Here is a 21,539-nt window from a genome sequence, read left to right as displayed (position 1 = left end):
CAGAACTGACTGTAACTTCGTCACAGGGAACAGGAAAAGGGCCCGCCCGGTGGTCCGGACGGGCCCTGCTTTCGCTTGCCTACTTCTTCAGCGATGCGGCGATCTGCTGCATGACGCTGTTGTCCGCCAGGGTGGTGGCGTCTCCGACGTCGCGGCCTTCGGCGACGTCCTTGAGGAGCCGGCGCATGATCTTGCCGGAGCGGGTCTTGGGCAGCTCGGGCACCACCAGGATGGTCTTGGGCTTGGCGATCGGGCCGATTTCCTTGCCGACGTGGTTGCGCAGGTCCTGGACGATCTGGTCGCCGGAGTCCACGGCGTCGCCGCGGAGGATGACGAACGCGACGACGGCCTGGCCGGTGGTTTCGTCGCTGGCGCCCACGACGGCGGCCTCCGCCACCGCCGGGTGGCTGACCAGGGCGGACTCGATTTCGGTGGTGGAGAGCCGGTGCCCGGAGACGTTCATGACGTCGTCCACGCGGCCCAGGAGCCAGATGTCGCCGTCCTCGTCCTTCTTGGCCCCGTCCCCTGCGAAGTACATGGTCTCGAACCGGGACCAGTAGGTGTCCTTGAACCGGTCGGGGTCGCCCCAGATACCGCGGAGCATGGCAGGCCAGGGCTCACGGATCACCAGGAAGCCGCCGTGGCCGTCCGGGACCGATTCGCCCATTTCGTCCACGACGTCCACGGCGATGCCGGGCAGCGGCACCTGCGCGGAGCCGGGCTTCGTTTCCGTGACGCCGGGCAGCGGGGCGATCATCTGCGCGCCGGTTTCGGTCTGCCACCAGGTGTCCACGATCGGGGCTTTGTTGCCGCCGATGACGTCCCGGTACCACATCCAGGCCTCGGGGTTGATGGGTTCGCCCACGGAGCCGAGGACCCGGATGGAGGAGAGGTCGTACTTGTCCGGGATGTCCCGGCCCCACTTCATGAACGTGCGGATCGCGGTGGGGGCGGTGTAGAGGATGGAGACCTTGTACTTCTCCACGATCTCCCACCAGCGGCCCTGATGCGGGGAATCCGGGGTGCCTTCGTACATGACCTGGGTGGCGCCGTTGATGAGCGGCGCGTAGGCGACGTACGAGTGCCCGGTGACCCATCCGACGTCGGCCGTGCACCAGTACACGTCCGTCTCGGGGTGCAGGTCGAAGACGGCCTTGTGGGTGTAGGCGGTCTGGGTGAGGAAGCCGCCGGTGGTGTGCAGGATGCCCTTGGGCTTTCCGGTCGTGCCGGAGGTGTAGAGGATGAACAGCGGGTGTTCGGAATCATGCCCGACGGCGGTGTGCTCGGCTGAGGCTGTCCCGACCGTGTCCGCCCACCAGTGGTCCCGGCCCTCGTGCCAGTCCACGTCCTGGCCGTTCCGCTTGACCACCACGACGTTCTGGACCGTGTGGCCGGCGCCGTTCCCTTCGAGGGCGAGGGCGGCGTCGACGGCGGGCTTCAGGGCGCTGGGCTTGCCGCGCCGGTAGGTGCCGTCCGCGGTGACCACGAGCTTGGCCTCGGCGTCCTCGATCCGGGACCGCAGCGCGTCGGCCGAGAAGCCGCCGAACACCACCGAGTGCACCGCACCGATCCGGGCACAGGCCAGCAGCGTGACGACGGCCTCGGGAATCATCGGCAGGTAGACGGCCACCCGGTCGCCCTTGGACACGCCGAGGGACTCGAAGGCGTTGGCGGCCTTCTTCACTTCCTCGGTCAGTTCCGCGTAGGTGTAGGAGCGGGAATCGCCCGGCTCACCCTCGAAGTGGATGGCAACCCGGTCGCCGAGGCCGTTCTCGACGTGCCGGTCCAGGGCGTTGTAGGCCGCGTTGACCTCCCCGCCCACGAACCACTTCGCGAACGGCGGGTTGGACCAGTCCAGCGCCTCATCGAAGTCCTTGCTCCAGGTCAGCAGCTCACGGGCCTGCTTCGCCCAGAACGCCGGCCGGTCAGCCGCCGCCTCCTCGTAGACCTCCGCGCCCACCACGGCGTTGGCGGCGAATTCCTCGGACGGGGCAAACTTGCGGTTCTCATGCAGCAGGTTTTCAAGAGCATCGCCCTGCTGGCTGGGGGTGGCAGCGGTGGCCGTCGAGCCGGGGGTGTCCTGGGACATGGTGAACCTCATCATTCATCGATCTTTGCTGCGCGGTCCACCGGTCCCGGCCTTTGCCCGGCCGCACGGTGTTGGCCGCACGACGGAGGGCACCGGCCCGTTCCGGAAAAACCGCAAAGAGCTGTTCCGAAACCAGACTAGCGCTTCCGGCAACGGCGCGTGGGCCGCGTCACACCGGGAGCCGTGAGCGGTGTCCATTTAGCGGTGAATGGTCCTTTGGCGGAGCTGTGGGGCTTCTGTGAGCACGCCGCGCCGCGGCCAGTCAGCTAGTGAAGCACCCTCCACTTGACTAGGCTGAGATGGACTCGTGACAGTGGCCGGGGGCAGCCAGACCGCTTGTGGTCAGGCTCCGGCCGTAGGGCGGAATCACGCAACGGACGCCAGTCCGGGCGCCGCCACGCTAAGGAGAACAGAATGAATCAGCAAAGCCAAGGCCAGCCGGGCCCGGCCCAAGCGCACAATGCTGCGCCGAACTTCATGAAGCAGCAGGGTGTGCGGAATGAGGCGGTAGCCGGACCCTTTACCGTCCGCGACCTGACCGTCTTCGGGGCCACGCTGGTTCTCTTTGTCGCATCACTGATTCCGATGTTCGCTGTGCGCTACAACCTGTGGAATCTGGGAAGTCTGTTCTTCCTGGGGCTCGGCGTGGTGCTGCCGCTCATTGTTGCCGCATTGTTTGTGGCCCGCAGGCTCGCCCCCGAGACGAAGGTCCGCATCGGCTCCCTGTCTGTGGACCAGTTCGGTTCCGTGGTGGCATCCTTCGCGGTCGGCTTCTTCTTCCTGTCCGTCGCCGGCGCCTACACCCCGAGCCTTCTCGTGGCGCTGATCGGTTCCCTCGTGCTGCTGGCCGCCACGGTGCTGGCCCGCTACATCCCGTTCTTCGCCGGGGACTTCCTGGACCGCGCCGAGGTGCCGGCCCACATCATGGCCCGCGACTCGGCCGTTCCGGTGCGCAAGCCCAAGGCGCCCAAAGAGGCGAAGCCGGCCGCCGTCAAGCCTGGCGGTGCTGCCGCCGGCGCGGTTCCGGCAGGTCCTGAAGCCCGCGGTCCTGAAGCCCGCGGCGCCGCCTCCCCTGGTCCTGTTTCCTCTGGTCCGGCTACCTCCGGGCATGTTTCCCACGGCCATGTTTCCCACGGTGCGACGGCGGTCAGCCAGCCGGGACAGGGTACGGCCCAGGCCGGCACCGCTGGTGCCGTAATCCCCGGTGCCACAGCTGACATTCCCGGTGCTGCCGGTGCCGCACCGGGGACCGGCGTGTGGCCCGCAGGTAATGCGGCCAGCAGCGCCGCAGCATCCCCCGAAACCGGACAGGCCGCCGTCGTACCCTCCGCGCAGACCCGGGACGCCGCGGCGCAGCCGGCCACAGCGGCCGAGCAGACCCAGCCGAACGGCGCCCCCGTCTCCCCGGCAACCGGTGCACCGGCAGCCGGTGCGGAAGCTCCGGCGACACAAGCTGCACCTGAAACAGCCGCAGCCCCGGCACCGGAAGCGGCCGGTGCCGCCGGCCAGGGTGACAAAGCTGCGCGGGCCGATACAGCTGCACGGGAGGCAGAGGCGGCACGGGCGGCCTCGGCCACGCCTGCCACCGCCGTCCACCCGCGGGTGGACCTGCAGGAGCAGCAGCGGTCGCAGGAACCGATCGGCGCCACTGTGGACCCGTCGAGCAGGCCTGAGGAGTCCGAGCAGGAGCAGGTCCACGAGGCCTTCTGGTTCGCCGTCGCCCAGCACCGCACTGCAGTGGACGAGCGCACGGGCGCGCCGCTGTTCGGCATCGAACCCGGTGGCTGGGTCCTGGCCCTCGAGGACCGCGGGGACGAGTTCCTGGTCCAGCACACGGACGGCCGGGTGGGCGTCCTGCGCGACCTCAGCAACATCGAGCGCGGCTAGCGGCCGCCGTGGCCGAATCCGCTTCGCGCCGGCGCGGCACGCCGGGCGGCGCCGTGGTCCCCGCCCCCGCGGAAGTCTCCGTTGAGGCTTCCGCGGAGGTTCCGGCTGACGTACCGGAAGCTGCCGTGGCCGCCGGAAGCGGGCTGGCGGCAAGCAAGCCGGCCCGCTCCGGCGAGTCGCCTCTGGCCCTGAAGCGCCGCGCCCGCCGCATCAACCGGGCACTCGCTGAGCAGTACCCGTACGCCCACGCCGAGCTGGACTTCCGGAACCCCTTCGAGCTCCTCGTGGCCACGGTGCTCTCCGCGCAGACCACGGACGTGACGGTCAACCTGATCACGCCGCTGCTCTTCTCCCGCTACCCGGACGCCCGCGCCATGGCGGAAGCGGACACCGCGGACCTTGAAGCCATCATCAAACCGACGGGGTTTTTCCGGGCCAAGTCCAAGAACCTCCTCGCGCTGGCGAACCGGGTGGTGGACGAGTTCGACGGTGTGGTGCCCGGCCGGCTGGAAGACCTGGTGACGCTTCCCGGCGTCGGGCGGAAAACCGCGAATGTGGTGCTGGGCAACGCGTTTGGCGTCCCCGGCATCACGGTGGACACCCACTTCGGGCGCCTGGCGCGGCGCTTCGGCTGGACCGAGTCCGACGATCCGGTCCGGATCGAGTCCGACGTGGCGGAGCTGTTCGAGCCCAAGGACTGGACCATGTTGTCCCACCGCGTGGTGTTTCACGGCCGCCGGGTCTGCCACTCCCGCAAGCCCGCCTGCGGGGCGTGCGCGGTGGCCAACTGGTGCCCCAGCTTTGGCTCAGGCGAGACGAATCCTGCCAAGGCGGCGAAGCTGCTGAAATACGAACTCGCGCCCGGCAACGAGGAGCTCCTGGCGAAGCTGCTGGCCGAGACGCACCGCGCCGCCGAGATCCGGATGGAATCGCAACGGAGGACACCGTGACAGCGCGCCAGGACCTGGTGGACCTGGTCGAGTCCATCCGGGCAGGAACCGGGCCAGCGCGCAACCCGTACTGGCGCAAGCTGACCGTCGACGAGTCCGTTGCCCGAAAGGCCGCGGTCCTGATCCTCTTCGGAGCCCTGGACGATGTGCCTGCGGCCTCCGGCAAACCGCTGGCAGCTGCCGACCTGGACGTCCTGCTCCTGGAACGCGCCCACACCCTCGATGACCATCCCGGCCAGGTGGCCTTTCCCGGCGGCGGCATCGACGCGGGGGAGACCCCCGTGGAGGCCGCGCTGCGGGAAGCGGAGGAGGAGACCGGGCTGGACCCTGCCGGCGTCGAAGTGCTGGGTGCCCTGCCGGAGCTGGCCCTGCCGCGCGGAAACTTCCTGGTGACCCCGGTCCTGGCCTGGTGGGCTGCGCCGTCGCCGGTCCGGGTGGTGGACTACGGCGAGTCGGCCCAGGTTTTCCGGGTACCGGTCCGTGACCTGCTGGACCCCGAGAACCGCACCATGGCGGCCGTGACCCGCATGAACCAGACGTTCCAGAGCCCGGCGTTCACCGTGAACAGCCTGGTGGTCTGGGGCTTTACGGGCATGATCCTGAACGAACTGTTCGACCAGCTGGCGTGGGCCGTGCCATGGGACCGGACCAGGCTCCATCCGCTGGACCTCTAGGCTGCTTCTTCCCGGCGCAGCCGACGTGGCGTCAGTGCTGCGATTTCCGCAGATCCACCACCAGGCCTGTGGCCGCGTTTTCGCGCAGTGCGTTGATGCCCGCCACTACTCCCGAAACGCTCTTGAACCGCGGTGACTCTGCCACGATGTTTCCGGCCCCATCCATGAGCCGGAATTTGTAAGACTGATCGCTGTCCTGGTGAACTTCAAATTTGCCCGCCATTGGCGTGGAAACCCCCTGCTGATGCTTCGTCGCATGTGCCGGGCCAACTCGTTGCCACTGCCCGGCCACCATCGACCTTAGTGGTCCACGCCACACGAAGCGAACTACCCGCCGGTAAGTTACTCTTTACAACCGCGTATGCCGGAAGTGACGGATGTGACTTTTGTTTCCTGTCGGCAGGGGTTATTGTCCCGCGCCGGCCTCCGCGGTGCCCTCGTGGGGCACTTTGGGGGTGCCGCCGTCGTAATGACGACGACGGGCCGCGTGTTGGGTGCCAAAGTGCCCCGTTTCGGTATGGGCGGTGGCCGAGTTAACGGTCAGGGGCGGCTTCTATTTTGCGTTGTCGTAGGAGTCGACGACGGCGACGCTCACCGGGAACTCGACCGGAATGGGCCCGAAGAGCAGCTCCTTGGCAGCATTGGCGGCCTCCTCGATGGCGCGGATGCAGGCGTCCACGGCGGAATCCGGGGCGTGGACCATTACCTCGTCGTGCAGGAAAAACACGAGTTCCCCGGCCGCCGAACCATTGGCACGCATGGTGCGCAGCCGCCGTCGCAGTTCAGCGAGCCAGCAGGCGGCCCAGTCTGCCGCTGAGCCCTGGACCACGAAGTTGCGGGTGAAACGTCCGCGGGAACGGGCGATGGCATCCGCCCGGCGCTGCTCCTCCGCCGACGTGGACCGCTGGCTGCGGAACCACCGTTCCGACGGCGGCGGACTGCTGCGCCCCAGACGGGAGGTGACCGTGCCGCCGGCTTCGCCCTCGCGGGCTGCGCGCTCGACGAAGCCCACCGCCCGCGGGTAGATCCGGGCGAGCTGCGGCATCAGGCGGCCTGCCTCGCCGGAGGTGGCGCCGTACATGGCTCCGAGCAGGGCCATTTTTGCCTTGCTCCGGTCACCGCCGAATCCCCTGGCGGCGATCCCGGCATAGAGATCCTGGTCCCGGGCGGCCTCTGCCATGCTGGAGTCCTGCGCGAGGGCAGCGAGAACCCGGGGTTCCAGCTGCGACGCGTCCGCCACGATGAGCTTGTGTCCGGGGTCTGCGTGCACCGCGCCGCGGACCTGTCGGGGGATCTGCAACGCCCCGCCGCCGCGTGATGCCCAGCGGCCCGACACCACTCCGCCCACCACGTATTCGGGCCGGAACCGCCCGTTCCGCACCCACGCATCCAGCCATACCCAGCCGTTGGCAGTGTGCAGCCGCGACAGTTTCTTGTACGCCAGCAGGGGCGCGATGGCCGGATGGCTGGACCCCTTCAGCTCCCATTGCCGCGTCGACTTCACCTCGATGCCATTGCGGTGCAGGGCGCGCATCAGCTCCTGCGGGGAGTCGGGGTTCAGCGCGGGCGCGTTCAGCAGGGCCCTGAGCTCGGTGTTCAGGGCCTCAAGTTTGGCGGGCCGGTGGCCGAGCGGCGGCCGCGGCCCCAGGTGCTCGGCGAGGATTTGCTCGTGCAGCTCCTCGCGCCAAGGCACCCCGGCGTGCTGCATCTCGGCCGCCACCAGGGCGCTGGCGGATTCGGCGGCGAGGAGGAGCTGGAGCCGCTGCCTGCGGTGGCCGTCAGCTGCTCCGGTGGCTGTTCCGGTGGCTCCGGTTGTTGTTCCGCCGGCGGCGGCCAGGGCCTCCTGCTGGGCGGCATATTCTTCGCGCAGCCCGGCCAGGGTCTGCCGCGGTTCGGCGGCCGTGCCCGGGTCCTCGAAGAGCGCGCCCTGGTCGGCCGGCCGAGGGGGTGGCTGAAGTAGCCGCGGCGGCTGCAGCTCGTCGTCCTGTGTGAGCTTCTCGGCGTTTTTCGCGTACGGGGTGTGGGCCGTGAACTCGGAATGCGCCAGGATGGCGCCGCACAGGGAGAGGTCGTAGCAGCGCTCCACGTCCACGCCCGCTGCCAGCAGGGACGGGTACCAGTCCTGGGTGCGGTGCCAGATCCAGCGCGGGCGCCGCTTTTCGAGTTCGCGGACGACGGCGGCCAGCCCGGTTCCGCTGCCGGGTGCGGCTTCCGCTCCGGCGCGGGGCAGGCTGACGATCCGTGGCTTCGGATTGGCGGGGGAGGGGAGACCCGCTGCCGTGACTTCCTGTATGGCTGCGCCGTCAGGGTGGGCGGCGAGCAGCAGGTACATGTATCCAATTCTGCCCTGCTTGCCGCTGCCCGCTGCGCCCGGCCTCTTGTCCTCCACGGCTGGCCGGGCTTTTCCCTATGGCAGCTGGGTGCCCGTTTTCCACATACACTCATCCGTCCCTGACGGCGGCCCCGTCTTTTGGGCACAGTTGCTGCATGAGCAGGCACCACGCCCGGAACCGGCGACTCCCAACAGAACCGGACAGCGCGCTGGCGGAAGCTGCCGTGCCTGATACTGCACTGACGGCTCCGCCGGGGCGGGTACCTGCTTCTGAGCCCGGAACCTGGCTCCCGGCTGACGGCGGCGACATCCTGCTCGTCACGGGTTTTGAATTCCTGCGCGGCGAAGTGGAACGGATTGTCGCGGCGGCCGGCGGACGCCTCCGGGTGGTGGACGATGTGGCGGAAGCCGCGCCATTCTGGGATTCCGCCGCCGACGTCCTAGTGGGCAGCGATGTCCGTGAACTGCCGCCCCGGCGCCGTGCCCCCGCCGTTCTCGTCGGCCTCAACGGGGAAGGGGACACGCTCTGGCATCTCGGCGCTGCCTTGGGGGCACAACGCGTCGCCGTTCTTCCCGACGCCGCAGCCTGGCTGGCAGAGTACCTCAGCAGATCCCGTTCGCCGGAGGCCGGAGGCCTGGTGCTCGGAGTTACCGGAGGCTGCGGAGGGGCGGGCGCCACCACCGCGGCGGCATGGCTCGCGCAGGCGGCGGCTGAACTGGGTGTCCGCGTTCTGCTGGTGGACGCCGATCCCTGGGGCGGCGGCCTCGAACTGGCCCTGGCGGCGGAGGAATCCCCAGGTCTCCGCTGGCCGGATCTGGCCGATGCCAGCGGCAGCATTGACCCGCAGCAGCTCGCGGACGCCCTTCCCGTCGCCGGCGGGTTTTCGTTCCTTTCCTGGCCCGGAACCCGGGAACGGCCGGCCCTCGTGGACCCGGTCACCGTGGGCGGCGTCCTCGACGCAGCACGGCGGGGCTACGAGGTGGTCATTGTCGACATCGGCCGCAGCGCCGAGCCGCTGCGCACGTTCGCCTGGGACTGCGACCGCCTCCTGGTTGTCGTCCCCGCCCAACTAAAGGCTGCGGTTGCCGCCGCGCGGCTGCTGCAGGAACTTCCTCCGGTCGAATCGGCCCTCGTCATCCGGGGCAAGGCCGGGGTGGCGCTGGACGCCGCGCTGGTCGCCGAATCCGTGGGGCTCCCCCTGCACGGCGTGATGCCCGAGGTGCGGGGCACGGCCTCTGCCACCGAGCTGGGCCGCCTGCTCGATCAGGGCAAACGGAAGACCGTTCGGCGCTTCGCATCCTCGGTGCTGGGCCTCCTCGCCGGTGACCCACAGGCCGGTGACCTCCGGTGAGTGCCCATCTCGGAGCGCCCGGGGCCGGTGCCGCTGCCGGTGTCCGTGCCCCATCCGGAATGCCTGGTGCACCCGCATCCCGCGCGGCGCTCGCAGAGACTGCGGGGCGGCGGCGTGCGGCCAAGGTCCTGGACGTGGGGCTTCTGGAGACTGTCCGGGAGTCGGTCATGGCAGAAGCCGGGCCAGTGACCCCGTCGCGGGTGGCGGCGGCGGTGCAGGCCACCGGAAAGCTGCTGGGCACGGCCGGTTCCCTCGCCGCCGCAGAACGGATCAGCGCTGAGCTCAACGGCCTCGGGCCCCTGCAGCACCTTGTCCGGGATCCATCGGTTACGGACATCTTCGTTAACGCCCCGGACTCCGTCTGGCTGGACAGGGGACGCGGCATCGAAAGGACATCGGTGTCCTTCGCAGGGGAGACCCAGCTCAGGGCCCTTGCCGCCCGGCTGGTGGCATCGGGCGGCAGGCGGCTGGACGACGGATCGCCGTGCGTGGACGTGCGGCTGGAGGGCGGCTACCGGGTCCATGCCGTCCTGCCGCCCATCTCGGCGGCGGGCACGCTCCTAAGCATCAGGATCCGGCGGGAACAGGTCTTCACCGTGGACGAGCTCCGGGCCGGGGGCATGTTTGGGCCATTGGTTCAATGTGTACTTGAGCGCATGGTCGAGCAGCGGCTGAGTTTCCTGGTCAGCGGAGCCACTGGCTCGGGAAAAACGACCCTCCTGTCCACTCTGCTGGGGCTCTGCCACCCCGGGGAGCGGCTGGTCCTGATCGAGGACGCCTCCGAGCTGAACCCGGTGCACCCGCACGTGGTCTCACTGGAGTCGCGGCACGGCAACCTTGAGGGAGGCGGCGCCGTGGACCTCGGTGAACTCGTTCGCCAGGCCTTGAGGATGCGCCCGGACCGGCTGATTGTGGGGGAGTGCCGGGGATCCGAGGTGCGCGAACTCCTGACAGCCATGAACACCGGCCACACCGGAGGCGGCGGCACCATCCACGCGAACGCGGCTGGCGCGGTCCCGGCCCGCCTCACTGCTCTGGGGGCGCTGGCCGGGCTCGGCCAGGATGCGGTCCGCCTGCAGGTGGCCAGCGCCCTTGACGTGGTGGTGCACGTGGCCCGGTCGAGGCAGGGACGCTATGTCGCGAGCATAGGCGTCCTGACCGAGCGGTCCGGTGGCCTCGATGTCGCCCTGGCTTTGGACATGTCAGCGGGGACGCCTGTTCCGGGGCCGTCCTGGGAGCTCCTTTCCCGGCGGCTTGCCCTCGATCCCGGTCTTGCCGTTGTCCCTGACGCTGTGCCCGATGGCGGCACTGAAAACCTCGGGGCCCGCAGGGCAGCGGCATGACCGCGGCCTTGATTGGTGCACTGGCGCTCGCCGCGTGGCTGGTCCTGGACCCGGCGCACGGGCTACGGCAGCGGGCGCGGAGTGCCTTCGGCGCTACATCTGGCGCCCGGGCGGGCCGAGGCGGCCGCTCGGCCACGCAGGTCCGGGGCGGGCATGGCCTCAGCCGGGGCCGACGCCAAGAGTCTTTCGTGTCCCTGACAGTTATGGTTCAGCAGCTGGCTGCCCTGCTGAAGGGCGGCCGGTCCCCGTCACGTCTGTGGGACGAACTGTGGCAGCTGTACGTGGAGCAGGGGCCTGCAGGGGACGGCGGACGCCGGCCGCGGCTCAGCCCCGGATCAGCGGCTGTTTTGTCGGCTGCCCGGGGAGCCGCCCTGCGGGGAGCGCCGGTAGCCGGGGCGATACGGTCGGCAAGTTCGGCCTCACGTCACGGAGCGGGAGGCCGTGAGCCGCGGATCTGGGGTGAGCTGGCGGCCTGTTTCGAGATAGCGGCGGCCAGCGGCTGTCCGCTGGCGGACGTTCTCACCCGCTTTGCCGCGCAGCTGGAGGTTGAAGACGACGCCGAGGCAGCCCGGCAGACGGCGCTCGCCGGACCGAAGGCGACGGTCGCGCTGCTGACGTGGCTCCCCCTGCTCGGACTGGGGCTGGGGGTCTGCCTCGGCGTGGACCCGCTGGCGATGTTGCTGGGCACACCGCTCGGGGTGGCTGCGCTGGTCGCAGGCATCGGATTGACCGCTGCCGGCCGCATCTGGTCCGCAAGGCTCGTGCGTGCAGCGGCCGGAGCGGCTGCGCCATGAGGACCCGCCGGCCCGGCTGCCCCTGCCTACCTGGCTGCCCCTGCTTCCCGGGCTGCCCTCGTTCGCAGGAGCAGGTTCATGCGTGAGCCGGTTCTGGCTGCTGCCTTCGTCTTCCTGGGGCTGGCGGCCGCCGCATGTCTCGCCTTTGGCGGAACTGCTCACGGAAGATCAAGGGTCCTCCGCCGGAACGCCCTCGTTACGGGCGACGGCAATGCCGACGGGGAACACGGCTCGCAGAGCCGGGCGGAACACATACCGGGGTTGCGCGACACCGCAATGATGCTGGAGCTGATTGCCGCCATGCTCCATGCCGGTGCGGGTATCGGTCGTGCTTTGGAACTGGTGGCCGCTGCAGCCTCACCCGAGTACGGCCGTGCCCTGCGTCCTGTCGTGGGAGCCATGGCCATTGGTGCCGACTGGGAGACGGCCTGGCGGAGTTCAGACGTGCGCTCGCCGGAGATACTGGCCCTGCGGGACGCCCTGGGCTTCGCCGCGCTGACGGGTGCGCCATCGTCATCCATCCTTTATGCCCAGGCCGCCAGAATGAGGCGGGAACGCTTCCGGGCCGCGGAGAAGCGTGCGGCTTCCCTCGGGGTCAAGCTGGTTGTTCCGCTGGGACTCTGTTCACTGCCCGCCTTCATCTGCCTGGGAGTCGTTCCGGTGCTGCTTGCACTCGTTCCTTCGGGCGGCTGACTTCCCCGGCCCCGCAACCCGTTTTGGTACGGGAGACTGAACTCTTTCCCCTCAGCCCCAAACTCCTGCGCCACGTTGCAGGCGTGGCTGGCGCATTGCTTCCGTGGCGCCCCGCCGTACGTTGCCGCTGTCACATTTCTCACGCCGCGCCGGGGGCCTACCGCTTGCGATGCTGTCGCGGCTGCTGCAGGGCACTTTCCCTCCACAGGCGGCCGCCCTGGCTGCTTTTCCACTTAGGGAAGTTCATGCCTTACCGGTCCGGACAGCGGGCGGGAGAGTCGAATGCACCGGCAGTTCGCCGGAACTCCAGAAAGGAAATTCCATGTCCCTCAACCACCACACCCCGGGTGAAGCCGCCCGGCCCCTTCGTCAGGATTCGGAAGAAGCCGACGTGCTGGAGATCTACCCGGGCGCCAGCATGGCGCCGCGGGTGAAACCACGGCCACGCAGGCGTCTCATGGGTTCGGAAGCCGGCATGGCGACCGCCGAATATGCCATCGCCACGCTGGCGGCGGTGGGCTTCGCGGGGCTCCTGGTGTTTATCCTGCGAAGCGACGAAGTCCGCGGATTCCTGCTCACCCTGATCCGTACGGCGCTGGCCCTGCCGTGAAACCCGTTCCGCAGACCCTGACGGCGGCCGGGCTTGAGTCCTGCCGGCAGTCCAGGAGCCGTTCCGGAGAAGACGCCGGCAGCCGCGGGCAGGGGAAGGCCCGCGGCGCCGAGGGTAACCACGCGGACAGCCGCGGCACCGTGACCGCGGAATTTGCGGTCACTCTTCCGGCGGTCCTGCTGCTTCTGGCAATGCTGCTGGCGGGGTCTGCGGCGGGAATCACCCAGCTGCGGCTTGAGGACGCGGCCCGGGCCGGCGCCAGGGCACTCGCCAGGGGTGAAGACCCTGCCGCCGTCGACGGGATCGTCCGCAAGCTGGCTGGCCCGTCGGCCTCGTCGGCAGTGGCTTCCGGCGGCGAATGGATGAGCGTCACGGTGTCGGACCGGGTTGCGGGGCCGGTGGGGCGCATGGTGCCGTGGACGCTGACCGCCAGGGCCGAGGCACGCAGCGAAACGGCGGCATCTGCGCCGTCTCCGGACGCGGCGCAACCGGCGCAGGCGGCACCGGCGGGGCGTGGCAGTACTGACGGGCAGTTCTTATGAGGCGGTTCCGGAAACAGCCCCCCGGCCAGCACAGGAGTCCCGTGTCCGATGCTGAATCCGAACGTGGATCGGGCACTGTGCTGGCTGTCGGCCTGGGCATGGTGGTTGTCATGGTCATGGCCTTGCTTCTCCTGCTGGCGCAGGCGTCGGCAGCGGCGTCCAAGGCCGCCGCTGCGGCCGACCTTGCTGCGTTGGCCGCAGCTGACGCTTTGCGCGGTGTGTCGGCGGGGGAGCCCTGCTTCGTGGCTGCCGAGGTCGCGGCCCGCCACAAAGCGACTCTCGTTAGCTGCACTGAGGGAGGGGACCAGTCCGTCGAGGTCAGCACTGAACTGGCCGCGGGGCCCCTCCTGGGGGTCGCGACAGGCCGGGCACGGGCCGGACCGCCGCCCTAAGTTTCGCGGGGCAGATTTCGTGGGCAGATAAGGCACCGTGCCCAGGCAGCCACAGCGCTGGAGTGCGCGGGCCTCTTCCAGTCTGGCTCCCCGCATCGGCGCAGACGCATTCGTGTCTGGACCGCGTTCCTCACCCGGAGCGTGTTCCTCATCTAGACCGCGTTCGGCGCCGGCGCACCAGCCCTGGAATCCTCCGGCGCGGCCGAGTCCCGGGCATCCTTCAGCAGGACATCGATCAGCGTGACGGCGGCATCCTTGTCCAGAGGGTTGTTCTTGTTGCCGCACTTCGGCGACTGGACGCAGGAGGGGCAACCTGATTCGCACTCACAGGCTTCGATCGCGTCCCTCGTGGCCGTGAGCCATGCCTTGGCTTTTTCGAAGCCGCGTTCGGCAAATCCGGCACCGCCGGCGTGCCCGTCGTACACGAAAATCGTCGGCACACCGGTATCGGCATGGAGCGCGGTCGAAACCCCGCCGATGTCCCAGCGGTCGCTTGAGGCCACGAGCGGGAGCAGGCCGATGGCCGCGTGCTCGGCAGCGTGGAGGGCGCCGGGGAACTGCGCTTCGATAAGTCCTGCACCTGTGAGCGACCGGTTCTCCACCTCAAACCACACCGCCTTCGTAAACAGGTCCCTGGCTCCGAGGTCCAGGGGTTCCTCGCCCAGGACTTCATTGGAAATCAGGGCCTTCCGCTGAAAGGAGATCACTTGCGTTGTGACCTTGACGTCGCCGAAGTGCACGGCAACGTCTCCCCACTGCGCCGTCCGCTGGGTCTCGAGGACCTCGATCTGCGTGATATCCCGCGCCGTCGTGTAGTAGTCGGGGTTGGCCCGGCGCACCACCACGCAGTGGTCATCCTCATTCAGGTCCTCCACCACGTAGCTGTCACCCTGATGGACGTACACGGCTCCGGTGTGGGCCTGGTAGTGGGTCTGCGGCGAATCCATCGTCCCCAGCAGGGAACCGGTGTCGGCGTCCACGATGCTCACCGGTCCGCCACCGTCGGCGCGGAGATTCACCATGGCCGCCGCGCTCTGGGGATGGGTCCAGAACCAGCCGGCAGGGCGCCGCCGCAGGTAGCCCTGGGCCACCAGCTGGCCGAGGAGTTTCTCCGCAGTGGTACCGAACAGCGGCAGCTCCGCCACGCCCAGCGGGAGTTCAGCGGCCGCGGCACAGAGGTGCGGGCCCAGGACATAGGGATTCGATGGGTCAAACACCGTCGCCTCGACCGACACGTCGAAGATGGCTTCAGGATGGTTGACCAGGTACGTGTCCAAGGGATCGTCGCTGGCCACGAAGGCGGCAATGGCATCCTGTCCGGCGCGGCCCGCGCGGCCGATCTGCTGGAAGAGGGACGCCCTGGTGCCGGGCCAGCCCGCCACCAGCACCGCGTCCAGCCCCGAGACGTCGATGCCCAGTTCGAGCGCTGAAGTACTGGAAATGCCGAGGAGCTCTCCGGTCCGCAGCGCTCTTTCCAGGGCACGGCGTTCCTCCGGGAGGTAGCCGGAGCGGTAGGCCGCCACCCGCTGCGGCAGGCTGGGGTCGACTTCGTCCAGGAGCCGCTTCGTGATGGAGGAGATGGTTTCTGCGCCGCGCCTGGATTTGATGAACGCGATGGTCCGGATCCGTGAGGAGACAAGGTTCGCGAGAAGGTCGGCAGTCTCGGCCACCGCCGTCCTGCGTTCCTTGGCTCCGTTTTCGCCGCGTACCTCGGTGAGCGCAGGTTCCCAGAACGCCACCGTCGTGGACCCGTGCGGGGAGGAATCTTCCGAGACTCCCCGGACCGGCGCGCCAATCAGCCGGCCAAAGGACTTCTCGGGCTCCGAAGCGGTGGCGGACGCCGCGATAAATACCGGTCCGGCGGGGCTGCCATCGGCCGCATAGTAGGCACAGATGCGCCGCAGCCGGCGCATCAGGTTGGCCACATGGGAGCCGAAGACGCCACGGTAGCTGTGCGCCTCGTCCACGATCACGTAGCGCAGGCGCCGGAAGAACCCGGCCCACCAGGCGTGGTTCGGCAGGATGCCGAAGTGCAGCATGTCAGGGTTGGCCAGAATGAAGTTTGCGTGGTCGCGGATCCAGCGGCGGGACGCCTGGTCGGTATCGCCGTCGTAGGTTTCCGCGCGGACGGTCGGCAGGTTCAGGGAGCGGATCGCGGAGAGCTGGTCCGCCGCCAAGGCCTTGGTGGGGGACAGATAAAGTGTCACCGCGCCGTCGTCGTGGATTTTCCCGGGCTCGGACAGGACGCGTAGTTCCGAACGGTGAATCGCATCCAGCGCCGGCAGCTGGTAGGCCAGGGACTTCCCCGACGCCGTGCCGGTAGCGATCACCACGTGCCCGCCGCCGTGGGCGATGTCAGCTGCCCGGATCTGGTGCCGGTAGGGCTGGTGAATGCCGAGCTTGCCGTAGGCGGCGACCAGGTCCGGGTGGGCCCAGGCCGGCCACTGCTCGTGCACGGCGTTGCGCGCCGGGATGGTCCGCACATGCCGGAGCTGCTCCGGGTCCGGGCCACGGCCCAGCAACGGAATCAGCGAGTCATGGGGGTTCACCCCAATATTCTTTCATCCGGACAAAAATCGCCCGGCACTGAAAGAGTCAGACCACGGAGAGGTCCGCGCCCTCATCGGAGGCGGAGAGCATCAGCACATGGCACACCGAGGACCAGCCGAGATGTGAATACAGCTTCTGTCCGTCCAGGGAGGCCAGCAGGAGGCCGTCTTCCACATCGTGGGAAAACGCCTGCGCCGCCAACGCCTTCATGATGAAGCTCCCCAGGCCCCGGCGCTGGAAGGCGGGTTCGGTCACGATCTTGTCGAACACCGCAGTGCCATTAATGACGGTCACGCGGCCGCTCACTGCCAGCGTCTCGCCCGAGCGTACTTCGGCGAAGTGGACACCGTCGGACTCCCACGTCTTCAGGGACAATTCGTCGTCGGAGAGCCACGGGTCTTCCGCGTCCTGGGTTTCCATGTCCACGACCATCATGGCCTGGGAGGCTGACGTGGTGTTGAGGTTGTGTTGCTCGGCCAAGAGCTTGTAGCGGGCCACGTCATTGGTCAGGATGGTCAGGATCCGTTTGGGGGCCTCGGCCGTCTTGGCCGCCAGGTCCGCGAACTCGGCATCTGTCGGATCGGATGCGAAGTATTCCCAGTCCCCGGTTGTGTCCGCACGCAGGGCGGCGGGGAACCGTCCCTCGGTTCGCGTTTCATAGCCCCGGCAACCAGCCCAACCGGCTACCCAGACTTCAAGCAGATGAGTGATGTCTCCAACCATGGCTTCTGGCGTCATGTGACGAGGGTATTCCAGCGCTGTCATAAGCAACAGGGCTTTGGCGCTTGCTTATGCAATTGTGATAGGGAGCTCTTCCACGGCCCGAATCCTGCCCCAGCGGCCAGCAAGTACCCTTAAATACGTGGCTTTGAACCGAATCGTGCTCTTTTACGGCTTTACTCCCATCGCAGACCCGGACGCTGTCCGGCTCTGGCAGCGCGCCCTCTGCGAAAAGCTCGGCCTGACCGGGCGCATCCTGATCTCCAAGGACGGCATCAACGCCACCGTCGGCGGGGAGATCGGGGCCGTCAAGCAGTACGTGAAAACAACCCGCGAATACAAAGGCTTCCGCGGCATCGACGTGAAATGGTCCGACGGCGGGGCAGAGGACTTCCCCCGCCTGAGCGTCAAGGTCCGCGATGAGATTGTTTCGTTCGGCGCTCCCGGCGAGCTGAAAGTGGATGAGAACGGCGTCGTGGGCGGCGGGACGCATCTGTTGCCCGAGGAACTCCACGAACTCGTCGACGCCAAAAAGGCCAGCGGCCAGGACGTCGTCTTCTTTGACGGCCGCAACGCGTTCGAGGCCCAGATCGGCAAGTTCAAGGACGCGGTGGTCCCGGACGTGGCCACCACCCACGACTTCATCACGGAACTCGACTCCGGCAAATATGACCACCTCAAGGACCAGCCGGTGGTCACCTACTGCACTGGCGGCATCCGCTGCGAGGTGCTGTCCAGCCTCATGGTGAACCGCGGCTTCAACGAGGTGTACCAGCTGGACGGCGGCATCGTCCGCTACGGGGAAAAGTTCAAGGACCAGGGGCTCTGGGAAGGGTCCCTGTACGTCTTCGACAAGCGCATGCACCTCGAATTCAGCGAGGACGCCAAAACCATCGGCGAATGCGTCCGGTGCCAGGCACCCACGAGCAAGTTCGAGAACTGCTCGAACCCCAGCTGCCGCACGCTCACCCTGTACTGCGCCGGCTGCGCGGCCGACCCCGAGACTCTCCGTTGCCCGGACGGCTGCGCCGCCTAAGGGCCGTTGCCTAAGCACCGGAACGGCTCGCCCGGGGTAGCAACGTGCGTCATATCCGGCTGATCCGGTAGGCGAAATTGGCGTCTCTCCGCGCCTCGACCGTTACCCGTAGCACGGAGTCCTCGGACAGGTGCACCACATTGACTCGGGACGTGCCGCAGCGCAGGCTCAGATCCACTAGGGCGAAGTCGGAATCGCGAATGGTGAACGCCACCCGCCGCCCGCTGCGGCAGGCGAGGGTGAGAGAGTATGTGCCGGCCGGCAGCTGCTTGGTGGATTCGGTCTTGCTCCGGCCCCTGGAAACGCTGCCGTAGCTGGTGTGGAAAACCTGCCCCTCGGCGTCGGGCAGTACTTCCTTCGCCCATGCGGTGAGCTCCGGGCCGGATACCGGCATGTTCTCCAGCGGATCACGGGGCACCACGGGATCCGTTACCACAGGCGCGGCGGCTGGAAGCTCGCCGCGGCCGTCGTCATAGCTGTACTCACAGCCGCCCAGGGCGGAGGCAACCAGCACGGAGAAAAGCACGACGGCGGCTGCCGGCGCCCGCAGCGAAAGCGTGCGTTGCGCCCGCCCGGGAAAACGATGCGCGGAGGCCATCCGCACCGTGGGCATACCCCGACTTTAAGCCTGCAGGAGGCGACGGTACAGATGGCAATTCGGCCGGTTTAGCGCGCGGGAACCAGGTGGTAGGCGTACAGGAGCGGCGCGTCCACGCTGGAGGCGCTTATCTCCATCCGCCCGGCCTTCGGTACGGCGATCTTCGCGGTTTCGCGGCTGCCGTTGCAGGCGGCTCCGGCCTCCGTCAGTTCCTCGCCGGCGAGCGTCACCGCGAAGAACGCCTTGCCCCCGCCGTCGCACGTGATGGTCAGTGTGTAGTCTCCAGCCGGAACGCTGGCCGCTGACTGGACGATCCTGTTCCGGTTGAGGATCTTGCCGGAATCCTGCAGCACGGCCTGGCTGTCGGAAGGCAGCGCAGTTGCCCGCCACTGTGGAACATCGGCATTTTCGATTGAAACCATGGGGGAGCAGGCAGTGGCTGCCAGCATCATGGCGGCGGCTGCCGCCGTGCCCAGGGTGCGGGAAATCAGGGCACGGGAAACCAAGGGACAACGTTCAGCCATGACCTCAAACTTACCCGTTCGGGACGGTGCCGCTTTCCCTCCGGCCCTGCCTGCCCCGCTGCGAGACGACAAAAGAGACAAGTCTGTCTGCCTCGGCCAGCACCTTGGCCATGCCTGCGGAAGCCGCCAGCACACGCTCGCCCCGTGACTCCAGGGTGACGGGAAAGCCGGCGGCCCGTGCCGCGGCGCCCGGCGGCGCCGCTGTCTGCGGGGCTGCCTGCCCGGCGGCTTCACGGTCCGGATGTTGCGGTTCCGGGACCGCGCGCCTGGCGCTTTCCTCGGACAGGGTCAGGGCATCGATTTTGGCGCCGCCGATCTTGTCCAGCAGCTCGTAGTCCTCGTCGGTGCACAGATCGCTGGCGGCCAGATGCTTCAGCGCAACCAGCCCCACTATGGCCCTGCTGAAGTCGCGCTCCATGGCAAGGTCGATGGCCCACTGCGTCCGCTTCCACCACTGGTCCCGCCGGTCCGCCTGCCGCCGCTGCGCGAGCGTGCGCCAGGCGATCCAGCCGGCGATGACGGCGGCCAGCAGCGGGGCGAATGCCGCCGCGTAGGGCAGCCAATCCGAAGCGGCCGCCACTGCCTGGGTTCCGAACATGGCCCAACTGTAACTTCCGGCGAGGACAATACTGGGGCGCCACCCGCGGCGGGGTTGCCATAGGGCGCGGGCACGGCAACCGCCGGGGACCGGCACTGGCGCGGCCGGGAAATAGACTTGCCCGGTGACTGAACCAACGCACTTCACCACCGGCAACACTCCCGACGCACCGCGCAGCGACCATCCCGACCTCCTGCAGGCGCTGGCCGCGGACCTCCGCGAGGTGGGCTACACCCTGGAAGGAGTCGCGGAACTGCTGGGGGAGTCGGCCAACGCTGCCCTGGACCGGGACCAGCTCATCCCCGCACTGATCGTGACTGAAGAGGCAGCCGCCGGTGAGCCGCGCACCGCGGCCCTGGCCGCCGTCGTGCGTTTCTGGCTGTTGGCCGTTCCGCAGGAAGCCGAAGTGCTCGACGCCGCGCTGCCGCGGACCCGTGCAGCCGGCCTGGCGGCACTTGGGCTGGCAAAAATCACGGGGACCCAGGTGACCGCCGAAGCGGACCTGCGGCCCTACGGCTGGGACTCCGGCGACGGCGGCGTCGAGATCTGGGTGGCCAGCGACCTCGCCGCACACCAGCGGCCCGGGGTACTCCGGCACGACCACGTGCTGGGAATCGGGCAGGCGTCCACCACCCTCGTCCAGTCCACCATCCGGCGGCCTGCCGGCAGGGCGCTGGACCTGGGCACCGGCTGCGGCATCCAGACCTTCCACCTGCTGCAGAACGCCCGCCATGTCACGGCAACAGACATCTCGGCGCGCGCCCTCGCGTTCACCCGCTTCAACCTCCTGCTCAACGCCGACGCGCTGGCCATTGATCCTGCGCGGCCGGAAGAGCGCGTGAGCCTGCGGCTGGGATCGCTCCTGGAGCCTGTTGCCGGCGAAGCGTTCGACCTCGTGGTGTCCAATCCGCCGTTCGTCATCACCCCGCGCACCGCCGGCGAGGCCGCGGCTGACCAGTTCACCTACCGCGACGGCGGACTGCCGGGGGACGACATCGTCGCGTCGCTCATCCGCTCGCTGCCCGATGTGCTCGCCCCGGGCGGAACAGCCCAGCTTCTGGGCAACTGGGAGATCCGGGAGGGCTCGGCCTGGGATGAACGGCCGCAGAGCTGGGCCGGCCCGGACACCGACGCGTGGTTCATCCAGCGCGAACAGGTGGGGCCGGAGCAATACGCGGAGACCTGGCTGCAGGATTCCTCCGAAACCCGCGACCGCCGGCACTACCAGGATGCCTATGGCGCCTACCTGGCGGATTTTGCGTCGCGGAATGTCGAAGGGATCGGCTTCGGCATGGTGTTCCTGCGCCGGCCGGCCGGGGAGCGGCGGATCCACCGGTTCGAGGAGATCACCTACCCCATCGAACAGCCTGTCGGCCCGCATCTGGCGGCAGCCGTGGAACGGGCCGACTGGCTGGCAGAGCACGACGTGTCCGCGGCCCACCTGATCGTGGCCGAGGACGTTACCGAGGAGCGCCACCAGCGCCCCGGCGCAGAGCATCCCGGCGTGATCCTGCTCCGCCAGGGCGCCGGGCTGCGCCGCACCAACCTCCTGAGCACCGAACTGGCCGGTTTTGTCTCTGCATGCGACGGCGAGCTGACTGCCGGGCAGATCATCGGCGCCCTTGCGGCGCTGCTGGGCGGGACGGAGGAGTTCGACGGCGACGCCTTCCGGCGCGGGCTGCTCGCCGAGGTGTCCAACCTGGTCCGCGACGGATTCCTGCTGCCCGCAGACCCGGCCTGACCCGTCCGTCCGCAAACGCAAAGCGCGAACCGAAGCGCGAACGGAGGCCCGACCGAAGCGCGAACGGACAGTTGTGGCCCCAAATCCCTGCGGATCTGGGGCCACAACTGTCCC

General features: G+C 68.6%; 20 protein-coding genes. 12 read left to right on the top strand and 8 right to left on the bottom strand.

The genetic code is table 11. The features are described 5' to 3' along the window. Window positions 1–79: 79 nt before the first annotated feature. Window positions 80–2,089, bottom strand: coding sequence for an acetate--CoA ligase (gene acs, locus ACFTR6_RS12875; protein ID WP_377958294.1), 2,010 nt, complete (start codon window positions 2,087–2,089; stop codon window positions 80–82). Between the two features lie 414 nt (window positions 2,090–2,503). Here acs and ACFTR6_RS12870 point away from each other — a divergent pair, with 414 nt between their 5' ends. The 3 genes from ACFTR6_RS12870 to ACFTR6_RS12860 all read left to right on the top strand — a co-directional run bounded on the left by ACFTR6_RS12870 (window position 2,504) and on the right by ACFTR6_RS12860 (window position 5,600). Next, on the top strand, window positions 2,504–3,976 hold the full coding sequence (locus ACFTR6_RS12870; protein WP_377958209.1) for a hypothetical protein: 1,473 nt from the start codon (window positions 2,504–2,506) through the stop codon (window positions 3,974–3,976). 125 nt (window positions 3,977–4,101) lie between these two features. Continuing rightward, the gene (gene nth, locus ACFTR6_RS12865; protein ID WP_377958293.1) at window positions 4,102–4,926 is read left to right on the top strand and encodes an endonuclease III; all 825 of its coding nucleotides are present in this window, start codon (window positions 4,102–4,104) and stop codon (window positions 4,924–4,926) included. Continuing rightward, window positions 4,923–5,600 (top strand): CoA pyrophosphatase, encoded by a 678-nt coding sequence (locus tag ACFTR6_RS12860; protein ID WP_076800437.1) that lies wholly within the window; start codon window positions 4,923–4,925, stop codon window positions 5,598–5,600. The genes nth and ACFTR6_RS12860 overlap by 4 nt, the downstream gene beginning before the upstream one ends. Window positions 5,601–5,631: 31 nt before the next feature. Here ACFTR6_RS12860 and ACFTR6_RS12855 read toward each other — a convergent pair whose 3' ends face one another. Together ACFTR6_RS12855 and ACFTR6_RS12850 are read right to left on the bottom strand one after the other, a co-directional pair. Beyond that, complete coding sequence (locus tag ACFTR6_RS12855) at window positions 5,632–5,823, bottom strand: DUF1508 domain-containing protein (RefSeq protein WP_076800439.1); 192 nt, start codon at window positions 5,821–5,823, stop codon at window positions 5,632–5,634. Window positions 5,824–6,153: 330 nt separating this feature from the next. Beyond that, complete coding sequence (locus ACFTR6_RS12850) at window positions 6,154–7,932, bottom strand: bifunctional 3'-5' exonuclease/DNA polymerase (protein WP_377958208.1); 1,779 nt, start codon at window positions 7,930–7,932, stop codon at window positions 6,154–6,156. A gap of 155 nt (window positions 7,933–8,087) precedes the next feature. Here ACFTR6_RS12850 and ssd point away from each other — a divergent pair, with 155 nt between their 5' ends. From ssd to ACFTR6_RS12815, 7 genes are all read left to right on the top strand, one after another. Beyond that, window positions 8,088–9,284: a septum site-determining protein Ssd gene (gene ssd / locus ACFTR6_RS12845; RefSeq protein WP_377958207.1), complete on the top strand. Its 1,197-nt coding sequence runs from the start codon at window positions 8,088–8,090 to the stop codon at window positions 9,282–9,284. A 59-nt stretch (window positions 9,285–9,343) separates the two neighbouring features. Further along, window positions 9,344–10,627, top strand: a complete 1,284-nt coding sequence (locus ACFTR6_RS12840; RefSeq protein ID WP_377958206.1) for a TadA family conjugal transfer-associated ATPase — start codon at window positions 9,344–9,346, stop codon at window positions 10,625–10,627. Further along, window positions 10,624–11,421 (top strand): hypothetical protein, encoded by a 798-nt coding sequence (locus ACFTR6_RS12835; RefSeq protein WP_377958205.1) that lies wholly within the window; start codon window positions 10,624–10,626, stop codon window positions 11,419–11,421. Before ACFTR6_RS12840 ends, ACFTR6_RS12835 begins: the two co-directional genes overlap by 4 nt. Window positions 11,422–11,499: 78 nt before the next feature. Further along, window positions 11,500–12,114 carry a type II secretion system F family protein gene (locus ACFTR6_RS12830; protein ID WP_377958204.1) on the top strand — a complete coding sequence of 205 codons (615 nt, stop codon included), beginning with the start codon at window positions 11,500–11,502 and terminating at the stop codon, window positions 12,112–12,114. 322 nt (window positions 12,115–12,436) lie between these two features. Next, window positions 12,437–12,724 (top strand): DUF4244 domain-containing protein, encoded by a 288-nt coding sequence (locus ACFTR6_RS12825; RefSeq protein WP_076800447.1) that lies wholly within the window; start codon window positions 12,437–12,439, stop codon window positions 12,722–12,724. Further along, window positions 12,721–13,266: a TadE family type IV pilus minor pilin gene (locus tag ACFTR6_RS12820; RefSeq protein WP_377958203.1), complete on the top strand. Its 546-nt coding sequence runs from the start codon at window positions 12,721–12,723 to the stop codon at window positions 13,264–13,266. The genes ACFTR6_RS12825 and ACFTR6_RS12820 overlap by 4 nt, the downstream gene beginning before the upstream one ends. Next, window positions 13,263–13,658, top strand: a complete 396-nt coding sequence (locus ACFTR6_RS12815; protein WP_377958202.1) for an Rv3654c family TadE-like protein — start codon at window positions 13,263–13,265, stop codon at window positions 13,656–13,658. Before ACFTR6_RS12820 ends, ACFTR6_RS12815 begins: the two co-directional genes overlap by 4 nt. A 152-nt stretch (window positions 13,659–13,810) precedes the next feature. On the opposite strand, the gene ACFTR6_RS12810 is transcribed toward ACFTR6_RS12815, so the two are convergent. Together ACFTR6_RS12810 and ACFTR6_RS12805 are read right to left on the bottom strand one after the other, a co-directional pair. Then, a complete protein-coding gene (locus ACFTR6_RS12810; RefSeq protein WP_377958201.1) occupies window positions 13,811–16,207 on the bottom strand; it encodes a DEAD/DEAH box helicase in 2,397 nt (798 codons plus the stop codon). A 46-nt stretch (window positions 16,208–16,253) separates the two neighbouring features. Further along, window positions 16,254–16,946, bottom strand: a complete 693-nt coding sequence (locus ACFTR6_RS12805) for a GNAT family N-acetyltransferase (protein ID WP_076800453.1) — start codon at window positions 16,944–16,946, stop codon at window positions 16,254–16,256. Between the two features lie 124 nt (window positions 16,947–17,070). On the opposite strand from ACFTR6_RS12805, the gene ACFTR6_RS12800 reads away from it, so the two are divergent. Next, entirely contained in the window at window positions 17,071–17,964 is an 894-nt protein-coding gene (locus ACFTR6_RS12800) for a rhodanese-related sulfurtransferase (RefSeq protein ID WP_377958200.1), read from the top strand. 49 nt (window positions 17,965–18,013) lie between these two features. On the opposite strand, the gene ACFTR6_RS12795 is transcribed toward ACFTR6_RS12800, so the two are convergent. Genes ACFTR6_RS12795 through ACFTR6_RS12785 form a run of 3 tightly spaced genes read right to left on the bottom strand, consistent with a single transcriptional unit; the run spans window position 18,014 to window position 19,684 of the window. Further along, a complete protein-coding gene (locus ACFTR6_RS12795; RefSeq protein ID WP_377958199.1) occupies window positions 18,014–18,577 on the bottom strand; it encodes a hypothetical protein in 564 nt (187 codons plus the stop codon). Between the two features lie 53 nt (window positions 18,578–18,630). Further along, the gene (locus ACFTR6_RS12790) at window positions 18,631–19,086 is read right to left on the bottom strand and encodes a hypothetical protein (RefSeq protein ID WP_377958198.1); all 456 of its coding nucleotides are present in this window, start codon (window positions 19,084–19,086) and stop codon (window positions 18,631–18,633) included. Window positions 19,087–19,096: 10 nt separating this feature from the next. After that, the gene (locus ACFTR6_RS12785; RefSeq protein ID WP_377958197.1) at window positions 19,097–19,684 is read right to left on the bottom strand and encodes a hypothetical protein; all 588 of its coding nucleotides are present in this window, start codon (window positions 19,682–19,684) and stop codon (window positions 19,097–19,099) included. A gap of 124 nt (window positions 19,685–19,808) precedes the next feature. On the opposite strand from ACFTR6_RS12785, the gene ACFTR6_RS12780 reads away from it, so the two are divergent. Next, window positions 19,809–21,425: a methyltransferase gene (locus ACFTR6_RS12780; RefSeq protein WP_377958196.1), complete on the top strand. Its 1,617-nt coding sequence runs from the start codon at window positions 19,809–19,811 to the stop codon at window positions 21,423–21,425. Window positions 21,426–21,539 lie beyond the last annotated feature (114 nt).

Source organism: Arthrobacter sp. NPDC057009, from assembly GCF_042673905.1.
Lineage (GTDB): Bacteria > Actinomycetota > Actinomycetes > Actinomycetales > Micrococcaceae > Arthrobacter.
This window is presented reverse-complemented; position numbering and strand designations above follow the sequence as displayed.

What these genes read in the sequence shown, in the direction of transcription:
- ACFTR6_RS12850 (WP_377958208.1), bottom strand. Translation starts at nt 7,932, where the DNA reads ATGTACCTGCTGCTCGCCGCCCACCCTGACGGCGCAGCCATACAGGAA.
- ACFTR6_RS12835 (WP_377958205.1), top strand. Translation starts at nt 10,624, where the DNA reads ATGACCGCGGCCTTGATTGGTGCACTGGCGCTCGCCGCGTGGCTGGTC.
- ACFTR6_RS12785 (WP_377958197.1), bottom strand. Translation starts at nt 19,684, where the DNA reads ATGTTCGGAACCCAGGCAGTGGCGGCCGCTTCGGATTGGCTGCCCTAC.
- acs (WP_377958294.1), bottom strand. Translation starts at nt 2,089, where the DNA reads ATGTCCCAGGACACCCCCGGCTCGACGGCCACCGCTGCCACCCCCAGC.
- ACFTR6_RS12855 (WP_076800439.1), bottom strand. Translation starts at nt 5,823, where the DNA reads ATGGCGGGCAAATTTGAAGTTCACCAGGACAGCGATCAGTCTTACAAA.
- ACFTR6_RS12825 (WP_076800447.1), top strand. Translation starts at nt 12,437, where the DNA reads ATGTCCCTCAACCACCACACCCCGGGTGAAGCCGCCCGGCCCCTTCGT.
- ssd (WP_377958207.1), top strand. Translation starts at nt 8,088, where the DNA reads ATGAGCAGGCACCACGCCCGGAACCGGCGACTCCCAACAGAACCGGAC.
- ACFTR6_RS12815 (WP_377958202.1), top strand. Translation starts at nt 13,263, where the DNA reads ATGAGGCGGTTCCGGAAACAGCCCCCCGGCCAGCACAGGAGTCCCGTG.
- ACFTR6_RS12840 (WP_377958206.1), top strand. Translation starts at nt 9,344, where the DNA reads ATGCCTGGTGCACCCGCATCCCGCGCGGCGCTCGCAGAGACTGCGGGG.
- ACFTR6_RS12790 (WP_377958198.1), bottom strand. Translation starts at nt 19,086, where the DNA reads ATGGCTGAACGTTGTCCCTTGGTTTCCCGTGCCCTGATTTCCCGCACC.
- ACFTR6_RS12795 (WP_377958199.1), bottom strand. Translation starts at nt 18,577, where the DNA reads ATGCCCACGGTGCGGATGGCCTCCGCGCATCGTTTTCCCGGGCGGGCG.
- ACFTR6_RS12870 (WP_377958209.1), top strand. Translation starts at nt 2,504, where the DNA reads ATGAATCAGCAAAGCCAAGGCCAGCCGGGCCCGGCCCAAGCGCACAAT.
- ACFTR6_RS12830 (WP_377958204.1), top strand. Translation starts at nt 11,500, where the DNA reads ATGCGTGAGCCGGTTCTGGCTGCTGCCTTCGTCTTCCTGGGGCTGGCG.
- ACFTR6_RS12805 (WP_076800453.1), bottom strand. Translation starts at nt 16,946, where the DNA reads ATGACGCCAGAAGCCATGGTTGGAGACATCACTCATCTGCTTGAAGTC.